The sequence below is a fragment of the Streptomyces sp. NBC_01428 genome (assembly GCF_036231965.1).
In the GTDB taxonomy this organism is placed as follows: domain Bacteria; phylum Actinomycetota; class Actinomycetes; order Streptomycetales; family Streptomycetaceae; genus Streptomyces.
The window spans coordinates 3,849,377-3,862,120 of the sequence record NZ_CP109499.1; the positions used below are offsets into that span (position 1 = coordinate 3,849,377).

Annotated in this window: 8 protein-coding genes; 2 read left to right on the top strand and 6 right to left on the bottom strand. The window is 73.7% G+C overall.

Features of this window, described 5'->3' with window-relative positions:
- Positions 1-2 precede the first annotated feature (2 nt).
- From sucD to OG406_RS16630, 6 genes are all read right to left on the bottom strand, one after another.
- Positions 3-887, bottom strand: a complete 885-nt coding sequence (sucD, locus tag OG406_RS16605; RefSeq protein ID WP_164370410.1) for a succinate--CoA ligase subunit alpha — start codon at positions 885-887, stop codon at positions 3-5.
- A 21-nt stretch (positions 888-908) separates the two neighbouring features.
- A complete protein-coding gene (sucC, locus tag OG406_RS16610) occupies positions 909-2,087 on the bottom strand; it encodes an ADP-forming succinate--CoA ligase subunit beta (protein ID WP_164370409.1) in 1,179 nt (392 codons plus the stop codon).
- Between the two features lie 659 nt (positions 2,088-2,746).
- On the bottom strand, positions 2,747-2,998 hold the full coding sequence (locus tag OG406_RS16615) for a hypothetical protein (RefSeq protein ID WP_329186416.1): 252 nt from the start codon (positions 2,996-2,998) through the stop codon (positions 2,747-2,749).
- Positions 2,999-4,291: 1,293 nt separating this feature from the next.
- Entirely contained in the window at positions 4,292-5,455 is a 1,164-nt protein-coding gene (locus tag OG406_RS16620) for a vWA domain-containing protein (RefSeq protein WP_329186419.1), read from the bottom strand.
- Complete coding sequence (locus OG406_RS16625; RefSeq protein WP_329186421.1) at positions 5,452-8,136, bottom strand: DUF5682 family protein; 2,685 nt, start codon at positions 8,134-8,136, stop codon at positions 5,452-5,454. The genes OG406_RS16620 and OG406_RS16625 overlap by 4 nt, the downstream gene beginning before the upstream one ends.
- Positions 8,133-9,311 (bottom strand): ATP-binding protein, encoded by a 1,179-nt coding sequence (locus tag OG406_RS16630; RefSeq protein WP_267048335.1) that lies wholly within the window; start codon positions 9,309-9,311, stop codon positions 8,133-8,135. The genes OG406_RS16625 and OG406_RS16630 overlap by 4 nt, the downstream gene beginning before the upstream one ends.
- A 133-nt stretch (positions 9,312-9,444) precedes the next feature.
- On the opposite strand from OG406_RS16630, the gene OG406_RS16635 reads away from it, so the two are divergent.
- Positions 9,445-10,800, top strand: coding sequence for an SWIM zinc finger family protein (locus tag OG406_RS16635; protein ID WP_329186424.1), 1,356 nt, complete (start codon positions 9,445-9,447; stop codon positions 10,798-10,800).
- Positions 10,801-11,011: 211 nt separating this feature from the next.
- Positions 11,012-12,646: a DUF5691 domain-containing protein gene (locus OG406_RS16640; RefSeq protein ID WP_329186425.1), complete on the top strand. Its 1,635-nt coding sequence runs from the start codon at positions 11,012-11,014 to the stop codon at positions 12,644-12,646.
- Positions 12,647-12,744: the final 98 nt, after the last annotated feature.

Sequence of the window (12,744 nt, forward strand, 5' to 3'; positions counted from 1 at the left end):
GCTCAGCCGGCGAGGATCTCGCGCGCGAGCTTGGCCGTCTCGGTCGGCGTCTTGCCGACCTTGACACCGGCGGCCTCGAGGGCCTCCTTCTTGGCGGCGGCCGTGCCGGAGGAACCGGAGACGATGGCGCCGGCGTGGCCCATGGTCTTGCCCTCGGGCGCGGTGAAGCCCGCGACGTAACCGACGACCGGCTTGGTCACGTTCTTCGCGATGAAGTCCGCGGCCCGCTCCTCGGCGTCGCCACCGATCTCGCCGATCATGACGATCAGGTCGGTGTCGGGGTCGGCCTCGAACGCGGCGAGCGCGTCGATGTGCGTCGTACCGATGACCGGGTCGCCACCGATGCCGACGGCGGACGAGAAGCCGATGTCACGGAGCTCGTACATCATCTGGTACGTCAGCGTGCCGGACTTCGAGACCAGACCGATGCGGCCCGGCTTCGTGATGTCGCCCGGGATGATGCCGGCGTTGGACTGACCCGGGGTGATGAGACCGGGGCAGTTCGGGCCGATGATGCGGGTCTTGTTGCCCTTCGCCTTCGCGTACGCCCAGAAGGCGGCGGAGTCGTGGACCGCGATGCCCTCGGTGATGACGACCGCGAGGGGGATCTCAGCGTCGATCGCCTCGACCACGGCGGCCTTGGCGAAGGCCGGCGGCACGAAGAGGACGGACACGTTGGCGCCGGTCTTCTCGATGGCCTCGGCGACCGTGCCGAAGACGGGGATCTCGGTGCCGTCGATGTCGACGGAGGTGCCCGCCTTGCGCGGGTTCACGCCGCCGACGATGTTCGTCCCGTCCGCGAGCATGAGCTTGGTGTGCTTCATACCCGTGGCACCGGTCATGCCCTGGACGATGACCTTGCTGTCCTTGTTGAGGAAGATAGCCATGGCTGTTTAGTCCCTCGTCCCTTACTTCGCAGCCGCGAGCTCGGCGGCCTTGTCGGCCGCGCCGTCCATGGTGTCCACGCGCTGGACCAGCGGGTGGTTGGCGTCCGACAGGATCTTGCGACCCAGCTCGGCGTTGTTGCCGTCGAGACGCACGACCAGCGGCTTGGTGACTGCCTCGCCCTTGTCGGCGAGCAGCTGCAGCGCCTGGACGATGCCGTTGGCGACCTCGTCACAGGCGGTGATGCCACCGAAGACGTTGACGAAGACGGACTTGACGTCCGGGTCGCCGAGGATGATCTCCAGGCCGTTCGCCATGACGGCGGCGGAGGCGCCACCGCCGATGTCGAGGAAGTTGGCGGGCTTGACCCCACCGTGGTTCTCGCCGGCGTAGGCGACGACGTCGAGGGTGCTCATGACGAGACCCGCGCCGTTGCCGATGATGCCGACCTCACCGTCGAGCTTGACGTAGTTGAGGTTCTTGGCCTTGGCGGCGGCCTCGAGCGGGTTGGCCGCCGCGTGGTCGACGAGCGCCTCGTGGTCGGGCTGGCGGAACTCGGCGTTCTCGTCGAGGGACACCTTGCCGTCGAGGGCGATGACCTTGCCGGAGGCGACCTTGGCGAGCGGGTTCACCTCGACAAGGAGGGCGTCCTCCTTGATGAAGGTGTCCCACAGCGTCACCAGGATCTCGGCGACCTGCTCCGCGACCTCGGCCGGGAACTTCGCCTGGGCGACGATCTCGCGGGCCTTCTCGATCGAGACGCCCTCGTTGGCGTCGACCGGCACCTTGGCCAGGGCCTCGGGGTTCTCCTCCGCGACGACCTCGATCTCCACGCCGCCCTGAACGGACGCCATGGCGAGGAAGGTGCGGTTCGTGCGGTCGAGGAGGTACGAGACGTAGTACTCCTCGACGATCTCGGGCGCGGTCTCGGCGATCATCACCTTGTTGACCGTGTGGCCCTTGATGTCCATGCCGAGGATGTCCGTCGCGCGGGCGACGGCCTCGTCCGGGGTGGCGGCGAGCTTGACGCCACCGGCCTTTCCACGGCCACCGACCTTCACCTGGGCCTTGACGACGGACTTGCCGCCAAGACGCTCGGTCGCCTCGCGGGCTGCCTCAGGCGTGTCAATGACTTCACCGGCCAGCACCGGTACACCGTGCTTGGCGAAGAGGTCCCTCGCCTGGTACTCGAACAGGTCCACGCGCGTCCGTCCCTATCAGTGATCTCGCGGTTCGTTGGATGCGTGGGCGTGCCGCGAAGGGCAACGTGACGTCCGCTGTCACAAGGGTGGCGCACACGATGTCCGAGTGCGCGGCATGTCCGTCCGGCAGGTTATCGCCGCTGGACGCGGGTCCCTAAATCGCAGATCACACCTGAGCGGTGATACCTGTCACAGATCGGGCCGGACGGGGCCCCACCAGGCTGGGGTTTGCCTGGTGGGGCCCCTCTGACGGCCCCGAAGGGCCCAGGGCGGACGACCCCCACCCCAATGGGGGTCGTCCGGCCCTCCCGCGGGTTTGGGACGGAGGGATCCGGTGGATTCCGGCCCTCCGGCCCATGGCCCCGCGGAAGCGGATGGTCTGCCGCGCGACCGTTCCGCCGGCGCGGCGGTGGCGCGGTGTCACAGCGCCGAACCACGGTTCGGCGCGGCCGGTGCGGTGCGGTCCGGCGCTGCGGTCCGGCGCTGCGGTCCGGCGCTGCGACAGGAGTGCGACGCCCGGACGGACGGCGCACGGACCCGATGCTCCGGACGCGGTACGTGCGTACGAAGTGCACGAGACGTACGGGGCGCCGTGGGGCGGGCGGGGTGTGCGCGCACGCTGTGTCCGGCCCGCGCGCCCCCGGCCGCGGGGTGCGGAGCTAGCCGGGGAAGACGGGGATGTCCCGGTACCGGTCGCCGGTCCCGGACACGGGGGTCGCCGTGGAGACGCCGCGCGCGAGGGACTGGGGCGCACGGTGGCTCGGGGTGACCGCGGGGACCTCCGCGTGCCGCGGGGTCGCGTTGTCGAGGGCGGACTGGCTGCCCGTCGCCCCGGTCGCTCCACCGGAAGGCGCCTGCCGACCGAAGAGCGGACCGACGCCCGCGCCGTCCGTGCCACGGCGAACCCCCACGTCACCGCTCCGCGCACCGGGCCGACCCGGCCCGAGCGCGGGCCTCCAGGCCGCCACGACGGTGGGGCCTGAGAGGGACGAACCGTCCACCACGGCGACGGCCCGGCCGGCAGCCCCCTCCTCGGCGGCCCCGCGCTCCGCGCGCGGAGTCACGGACCGAGGCGGATCCTGCGGGTCGACGCCGGGGAACGCCGGGAGTACGGGAGTCCCCGGAACCTCCGGGAGCGCGGCCCCGGGAACTTCCGGAAGACCCGGAAGGTGCGTCCGCGGGAGGGCGGGCAGTATAGGGAGCGCAGGACGTGTGGGGAGCGCGGAGAGCGCGGGGAGTCCCAGCCTGGTCGGCAGGGTCGGCTGGGTGTCCGTGTCCGAGAGGGCGGGGATCGGCAGTCCCCCACTCAGTACGTCGGTGAGAGCGCTGCGGGACCGCCCGGCAGTTCCGGTGAGCGGTCGTACGACCGCCCCGGCGGCCGACGGCTCGGCAGCTCCGGCCACCGGCCGGACGACGGTCTTCCCGACCGGCCGGACCGGCCCGCGGACCGACCGGACCGACCCCACGACCTCGGGAACCGCCCGCTCGACGCCCTCGGTCGCCGGCCGTCGCTCGACGGCGCGGCCCGGGTGCGCGCTGCCGGGCGACGTGCCCCGACCCGAGTGGGCCGTCGTACGGCCGCGTGGACGGGGTGAGGCGGGCGGCGACGCCGGCGCGCCCACCGCGTGTGCGGCGCCGACGTCGACGCCGGAGAGGGAGAGGGAGAGCGGCGCGGAGTCGGCCGACGGGCCAGGGTCGCCCACGTCGTGCCCGGTCCGGTCGCCCGGCTTCTGGAGGCGGCCCGGCGAAGTGCGGGGCACGGAAACGGTCGGGGTCGGCGGTGACTCGTGCGGGGTGCGCGTCTCGGTGACGCCCCGGGCCGGTGCCGGATGGGTCAGCCGGATCGGGTGTGCCGGCCCGTCGGCGGCGTGCGCCTGTCCTCCGAGGAGGAATCCGAGCGCGGACAACCCCCCTGCCAGCAGGACCCCTTGCAGCGCACGCCGACCGGCCGCACCGCGCGCCGGGCGCGGAACAGCACCCGACGATGGCGCTGACCGGGTCAAGACGGGGAGGGTCCTCCCGTGCGAAGGGATACGAAGGGCCGCGAACGAACGCGAAGGCCTGGCACTGCCCACGCCGGGGCACGGCCCGCCAAGGAACGGCGGAACGGGACCCTTTGGCCGCTTCGATCCTCCACGGGACGCCCGAGGTCGCGCAAGTCCCCTGTTACCGATGGGTATTCATGTCCGGATTGCCGCCTCTTCTCATCGCACGTCCGGTATCGGAAGCGGCCGCTTCTCGATCGCCGCCGCCATGACCTCGGGAAACAGGTCGGGCGTGCAGGCGAACGCCGGCGCGTCGAGCACCGCGAGAGCGGCGGCGTGCTCCCTGTCGTACGCGGGCGCGCCCTCGTCGGACAGTGCGAGCAGCGTCACGAACTGCACCCCGGACGCCTTCATCGCCGCGACCCGCTTCAGCATCTCGTTGCGAATGCCCCCCTCGTAGAGGTCGCTGATCAGGACGACGACGGTGTCGGCGGGCCGGGTGATCTGCGACTGGCAGTACGCGAGCGCCCTGTTGATGTCGGTGCCGCCGCCGAGCTGGGTGCCGAAGAGGACGTCGACCGGGTCGTCGAGCTGGTCGGTGAGGTCGACGACCGCCGTGTCGAAGACGACGAGCCGGGTGGCGATGGACCGCATCGAGGCGAGGACCGCGCCGAACACGGAGGCGTACACGACGGACGCCGCCATCGATCCCGACTGGTCGATGCAGAGGATGACCTCCTTCTTCACCGACTGGGAGGCCCGCCCGTATCCGATCAGCCGCTCGGGCACGATCGTGCGGTACTCGGGCAGGTAGTGCTTGAGGTTCGCCGCGATCGTGCGGTTCCAGTCGATGTCGTGGTGGCGGGGCCTGCTGATACGGGCGCTGCGGTCGAGGGCACCGGTCAGGGTCGCCCGCGTACGGGTCGCGAGCCGCTTCTCCAGGTCCTCGACGACCTTGCGCACGACGGCCCGCGCGGTCTCCTTGGTCGTCTCCGGCATCGCCTTGTTCAGTGAGAGGAGCGTGCCCACGAGGTGCACGTCGGCCTCCACCGCCTCCAGCATCTCGGGCTCCAGGAGGAGGGCGGAGAGCCCGAGCCGGTCGATGGCGTCCCGCTGCATCACCTGGACGACGGAGGACGGGAAGTAGGTGCGGATGTCGCCGAGCCAGCGCGCGACCGAGGGCGCCGACGCCCCGAGCCCCGCCGAACGGTCCTTCCCCGACTGCCCTTTGCCCCTTTTCCCGTACAGCGCGCCGAGCGCTCCGTCCATCGCGGCGTCGTTCCCGGAGAGCACGCATCCCGTGCCGTCGGCCTCGTCGCCACCGAGCACGAGCCGCCATCGGCGCAGCCGCTCGTCCCCGGCGCTCAGCACGGACTCGGTCATGGGGTCACCCTCACAAGGTCGTTGTCGTGGCGTGCTCGGTCCGGGCGTCCGCCGGACCCGGCGCCGGCACCCGGGCTGTCGGTGCCGTCCGCGCCGCCGGGTGCGACGAGGCCGAGCAGCAGGCTCAGCACGGGCAGGACGGCGTCCGCGCGGTCGGTGTCGAGGTCGGGGGCGAAGCCCGGGATTCCGGAGCCCGCCGCCGCGGTGTTCGTACGGGCTCCCGGGCCGCGCCGGACCAGTTCGCCGAGCGTTCTGCGCACCCCCGACTCGTACGCCGAGAACGTCCGGCGCAGCAGCGGCAGCACGTCGGTGAAGGCGTCCGCGGGCACCCCGGTGAGCCAGCTGTCCACGAGCCCGAGGAGCCGCTCGTCGTGCACGAGCAGCATCCCGCCGCCCGAGCCGCCTCCGACGAACCCCTCGATCCAGGTGGCCGCGTCGGCGGGCTCGGTGCCCGGCGACAGCACCAGGCCCATCAGCCGCGCGGCCTCCTCCTGCGCCAACTCACCTTCGTCGAGCAGGAGTCGGACCGACCGGCCCCTGATGACGCCGGGAACGGTGTCGCGTACGGCGAGGGTGCGCAGAACGGAATGCCAGCGCCCTCGTATGCCGCCGCGTGCGCCGTCGGCCGGGGCCGCGTCGCCGGTCGTCTCCCCGAGCAGCGCCACCGCCCCGTGCACGGCGTCCACATGCCGGCGCATCTCCGCGGCGGCGTCGCCGTCCAGGGCGGCGCAGGCGGGCGGGAGGCCCACGAAGACGCGCTCGGCGAGACCGGCGGCGACATCGGTGAGGGCGTGGGTGTCCGTGCCGCGCACGTCCCCGTAGCGCAGGGAGCGGACGAGTGCGGGCAGCGCCTGGGCGAGGTGGCCGACGTCCGCGTCGAGGGCGGCCCGGTCGGCGAGGACCTGCATCACCACGGGCAGCGCGTGCGGGAGTTCGGCGAGGAGGCAGCGCTCGGCGAGTGCGGTGACGTCGGCCAGCGAGGGTGCGCCCACGGCATCCGCCTCGGCCTTGGCCGTGGCGGCGGCCAGGACGGTCGTGCCCCACACGCCCGCCTCGGCGACGCGCACCGACAGCTCCGGCTCCCAGCGCAGCCGCCAGGTCTCGCGGAAGGTGCCGGTGCTGCCGCGGGACGTCGTGGGCTCGCCCCAGCCGATCCCGAGGAGGCGCAGCCGGTGCAGCAGTCTGCTGCGGCCGGCGTCGGTCTCCTTGCGCAGGTCGAGCTCCACCTCCCGCTCCAGCGCCTCGGGTTTCAGCCGCAGGGAGCGCTGGGAGCGCGCGAGGTCCCGCTGCAGGGGCACCGCCGGAGCGGACTCCGGCACCTCTCCCAGTACGTCGCCGACGACGAGCCGGTCGCGCACCAGTGCCAGCGGCACGTCCGAGCCCTCGCACATCACCGCCCGGACCGCGTCCGTCGTCTCCGTCAGCCCCGGCAGCGGGCGCCCGCGCATCGCGGCGAGCGTCTCGGCCAGCCGCACCGCCTCGATGACGTGGGCCGACGACACGCTCCGGTCCTCGTCGCGCAGCAGCCGGGCGACCTTCGTCATCCACCGGGCGATCGGGCGGTCGGAGGCGCCGAACAGATGCCCGTACCAACCGGGTGAGTCGATGCCCGCTCCGTATCCACTGGCGCGGGAGAGCCTGCGGTGCGTCCAGGGCACCCAGGTCAGGTCGGCCTTCACCTTCGGCAGGCCCTTCAGCAGGGCCCGGTCGGCGCCGACGGTGGCCTTCTGCCGCAGCGCGGGCACGTGCCAGGCCCCGCACACCACGGCCACGTCGTCCCCGAACTCGCGCTGTGCGGAGCGGATCTGGAGCCGCATGTACGCCTCGCGCACCAGATCCCGGTCGTGTCCCCCGACTCCGTATGCCTCGCGCAGCGCGGTCATCGCCTCTTCCAGCACGCCGAACGGCGCGAACGGGTCACCGGCGGTCGCGGCGCGGTGCTCGACCACGTCCTCCCACCAGCGCTCCGGGTCGTCGTACCCCGCTGTCTCGGCGAGCACGGCGAGAGGATCGATCCGTACGGCCTCGGCCACGCCCTCACCGGGTCCCGCGGTCTCCTCCGGGTCGTCCGATCCCCCGGCTCCGGAGGACGGGTCCCGCGGCCCGACCCCGTCCGGGGCCGCCCGGTCCGTGCTCCCGTCCGCCCCGGCGGGGCCGTCGGTCCCGTCCGGCCGGGCGGTGTCCGCGGGCGTCCGGGGGCCGGGGTCGCCGGGCGGGGCGGCGTCGGCCTCGACAGGGCCGTCCGGTACCGCGGGCGGTGTGCCGCCCGGTCGCTCGCCGGCCCGGTCCGCGTCCGCCTTCCCCCAGGCCAGGGTGTGGGCCGCGGGAAGGTCGATGAAGCGGGCCGGCACTCCGTGGTCCAGGGCCCAGCGGATCGCCACCCACTCCGGTGAGAACTCGGCCAGCGGCCAGAAGGCCGACTGCCCCGGCTCGTCGACGACATGGGCGAGAAGGGCGACCGGGGGCCGCATGTCCTCGTCGGCGGCCAGGTGCACCAGGGGATCCGCCTCCGGGGGTCCCTCGATCAGCACGACCCGCGGGGCGGCGGCCTCCAGCGCGGCCCGCACGGCCCGCGCCGACCCCGGCCCGTGATGGCGCACGCCGAGCAGCAGCGGCCCCGCACCCCGGACGGCCACCGGGGACCGCGGCCCGGTCAGCGCGTCGTCCGGCACTTCGCTCATGCGCTCGCCTCGCGGCAGGCTCGGTAGAAGTCCTTCCAGCCCTCGCGCTCGCGGACGACGGCCTCCAGATACTCCTGCCAGATGACACGGTCGGCCGCCGGGTCACGGACGACGGCGCCGAGGATGCCGGCCGCCACATCGCCCGCCCGCAGGACGCCGTCACCGAAGTGGGCAGCGAGCGCGAGGCCGTTGGTCACGACGGAGATCGCCTCGGCCGTGGACAGGGTGCCGCTGGGCGACTTCAGTTTCGTGCGTCCGTCGGCCGTGATCCCGTCGCGCAGCTCGCGGAAGACGGTGACCACGCGGCGGATCTCCTCGATGCCCTCCGGAACGGCGGGCAGGTCGAGGGAGCGGCCGATCTGGTCGACCCGGCGCGACACGATGTCGACCTCGGCTTCGGCGGTCTCCGGCAGCGGCAGCACCACCGTGTTGAAGCGGCGGCGCAGCGCGCTGGACAGTTCGTTGACCCCGCGGTCGCGGTCGTTGGCCGTGGCGATCAGGTTGAAGCCGCGGACGGCCTGCACCTCCTGGCCCAACTCCGGTATCGGCAGCGTCTTTTCCGACAGGATCGTGATCAGGCTGTCCTGTACGTCCGCCGGGACGCGGGTCAGTTCCTCGACGCGGACCGTCATGCCCTCCGCCATGGCCCGCATGACGGGGCTCGGCACGAGCGCGTCCCGGCTGGGGCCGTGCGCGAGCAACTGCGCGTAGTTCCAGCCGTACCGGATGGCTTCCTCCGGCGTGCCCGCCGTGCCCTGGACGAGCAGGGTCGAGTCGCCGCTGACGGCGGCGGCCAGATGCTCCGACACCCAGGTCTTCGCGGTGCCCGGCACGCCGAGCAGGAGCAGGGCGCGGTCGGTGGCCAGGGTGGTGACGGCGACTTCGACGATGCGGCGCGGCCCCACGTACTTGGGGGTGATCACGGTGCCGTCCGGCAGGGTGCCGCCGAGCAGGTAGGTGGCCACCGCCCACGGCGACATCCGCCAGCGGACCGGGCGCGGCCGGTCGTCCTGCGCCGCGAGCGCGGCGAGTTCGGCGGCGAAGGCGTGCTCGGCGTGCGGTCGCAGCGCCTCGCCCTCCGCGTTCGCGCCGCCCCCTGCATGCGCTCCCGCGGATGTCTGCCCGCTATCTCCCGCGGGTGTCTGCGCGGACGTCGGTTCAACGGACACGGACATGGCTCGGTCCCCCTCCAGCTCGGCCGGTTCGGATCTGGTTCCACCGTGCACCACGCCACTGACAATCGTCTCTGACCTGCGCACATGTGCTCGCCGCGGCCGATTGTCAGTGGCGGGATCTACCTTCGGAGGCATGACACAGCAGGCGGTGCGCTGGACGGCGGATCAGGTGCTGGCACTGGCGCCTGACGTCGCGTCACGCAAGGCGGGGAGCAAGCTCGGCGCGGCCGGCCCGTGGTCCGAGGCGGGCAGTTCTGACGAGGGGGCGGTATGGGGACTGTGCAGGGGAAGCGGCAGCAAGCCGTATCAGACGGTCGTGGACATCGCGGACTCCGCCGGGCCCGCGTACAAGTGCAGTTGCCCGAGCCGGAAGTTCCCGTGCAAGCACGCGCTCGGGCTGCTGCTGCTCTGGTCGGGTGCGGACGGCGCGGTGCCGTCGGGGGAGGCACCGGGCTGGGCCGAGGAGTGGATGGCGGGGCGGCGCAAGCGCGCGGAGGACAGGAGGACGGCGGGCGGGGGATCTGGAGCGTCCGCCTCCGCTGATCCCGAGGCCGCGCGGCGCAGGGCGGAGCGCCGGGCCGAGCGGATCAGCGCGGGTGCGGCGGAGTTGGAGCAGCGGCTGGCCGACCTGCTGCGCGGCGGTCTCGCCGCGACGGAGCGCTCGGGGTACGGGATGTGGGAGGAGACGGCGGCGCGGATGGTGGACGCGCAGGCACCCGGGCTGGCCGCCCGGGTGCGGGAGTTGGGCGCGATCCCGTCCTCGGGTCCTGGCTGGCCGGTGCGTCTGCTGGAGGAGTGCGCGCTGCTCCACCTCCTCGACCAGGGCTGGCTGCGCCGTGAGGAACTGCCGGACGGCCTCGCGGCGACGGTGCGTTCGCGCGTCGGGCTGTCCGGCTCGGCCGACGGTCCGCCGGTGCGCGACCACTGGCTGGTCCTCGCGCAGTACGACACGGCGGACGCCAAGCTCACGACCCGCAGGATCTGGCTGCACGGTGCCGCGTCGGGGCGCACCGCGCTTCTCCTCTCTTATGGAGCGGCCGGCCGGGCACCCGAGCCGGCGCTTCCCGTGGGGCTGGCCTTCGAGGCCGAGGTGTCCTCCTACCCGGGCGCCGGACAGGTGCGGGCGGCACTGGGTGAGCGGTTCTCGCCCCCCGCACCCGCGGCGATACGCCCGAAGGGCCTGACCACCTCGGAGGCTGCAGCTCGCTACGGAGAGGCGCTGCGCACCGACCCCTGGCTGGACTCGTGCCCGGTCACCCTGGGCGGGGTCGTCCCGACACCCGACGGCGACTCCTGGCAACTGGCGGACGCGGACGGAGAGTTCGCTCTGCCCATCACTCCCGCCGCGCGGTCGCGTCCCGACCTGTGGCGTCTGGTCGCCCTCTCCGGCGGAGCCCCGGTGACGGTCTTCGGCGAGTGCGGCCACCGTGGCTTCACTCCCCTGACGGCGTGGCCGGAGGACGGGGGCGAGGCGGTGCCGCTGTGCTGACGGCCGGCACCCGGCGCACCGTTCCGGCCACGCCGGACCACGGCCGCCCGCCTCGGCCCGCTCCACCCGCCTCCGGGACGCTCACCGGGCCCCGGCAGCAGGACGGTCGCCGCTCCCGGCACCGGGTCTCCGGTCACTGCTCGGCTCCGGGACTGTCGGCGCCGACGGCCGCAAGGACTCCGCCGATCTCCTCGACAAGGAAAGGACGCTCATGAACACGACGTCGTCTTCGCCGGACACCCCTGTCGGCGGTTCCTGGGAGGATCTCGTCACCGTGGCGCTCCTGGGGACCGAGCGCCGCACACCGCCGCTGCGGGATCCGGGACAGGAACCTCCGGTGGCCCTGCTGGACGCGGCCGCGGTGGAGACCGTGCGGCGCCGGGCCGGACTGCGGCCGGCGCGGGCGGCGGCCCGCCCGGAGCCCGCCGCGCCGGATCCGCGGACCGCGCTGCCGCCCGCCGCCGCCCGCAGACTGGCGATGCTTCTCGCGGACCGGCCCGGCACGGGAGGCGGCGGCCGCAGAGGAGCGGCCCCGGACCTCATGGAGCTGCTGCCGCAGTGGCTGGCCTCGGCGAACGCCCATGGCTTCGCCGCACCACCGCAGACGCTTCCCGCGCTGCTCGACGCCGCCCGGGGACGTACGGACCTGCGGCCCGCGGCGCTGGCGTTCGCCGGGCCGCGGGCGCTTTGGCTGGCGCGGCTGAACCCGGAGTGGCGGTTCGCGCTGCGTTCCGCTCCGGGCGGCGGCGCCTCGCTGCCGGGACCGGAGGAGAGCGAGCGGGTCCAGCAGTTGTGGCAGGAGGGGCTGTTCGCCGAGCGGGTCGCCCTGTTGGCGGCGGTACGGGCCGAGGATCCCGCCGCCGCGCGGGAGTTGCTCGTGTCGACGTGGGCCACGGAGCGGGCCGAGGACCGGCTGATGTTCCTCGACTCCCTGCGGTCCCGGCTGGGCGCCGACGACGAGCCCTTCCTGGAGCGGGCGTTGTCCGACCGCAGTCGCAACGTACGGGCGACGGCCGCGGAGCTGCTCTCCGCGCTGCCGGGTTCCGCGCTCGCCGCGCGGATGGCGGCCCGGGCGGGCTCGTGCGTGGCCGTCGACCGTACGCGCGACACGCCCATGATCGTGGTCGAGGCGCCGCACGAGTGCGATGCCGGGATGGAGCGGGACGGCGTGGTGCCGAAGCCTCCGGCGGGGCGGGGTGAACGGTCCTGGTGGCTGGGCCAGTTGGTCGAGGCGGCACCGCTCGGGACCTGGCAGGAGCGGTTCGGCGGGCGTTCGCCGGAGGAGACGGTCGCGCTGCCCGTGGCGGACGACTGGCAGAAGGAGCTGCACGCGGCCTGGTGCCGGGCGGCGGTCCGGCAGCGCGATCCCGCGTGGTCACGGGCCCTGCTCGGGTCGCCCTCCGCGCCGGAGGCAGGTGGGCCGGGGGCCGTGTCGCTGGCCGAGCGCTCCAAACTCCTCGCGACGCTGGGCGCGGGCGAACGGGCCGAGTGGGTGGCGGGGTTCATCGGGACGCACGGGCTGTCCGAGGCGTTCCAGCTGCTCGGGGTGTGCGCGGTTCCCTGGGCCGGGGACCTCGGCGGAGCGGTGGTCGACGCGCTCGACATCGCACGGGACGCGGGCAGCTATCCCTGGAGTTTCAGCGGCGTGATGGGGCTGGCCGAGCGGTGCCTGGACCCGGCGGAGGCGGGGCGTCTCCACGGTCTCACCTCGGTCCCGGACGAGACGGAGAACGCGACACCGGGCGCCGGCGGCTACTGGTCCGAGGCCTTCCAGCGCCTGGTGACGACCCTGCGCCTCAGAGCGGCCATGGCCACCGAGCTGACGCCTCCGACAGAGGCGGGGTGACGCGTCCGGCAGAAGCCGGGTGACGCCTCCGGCGACCCGCACGGACGGGCGGAGCAGAGGGCGCATCCCGCCGGCCGACGGACGGGCGGAGACACCGC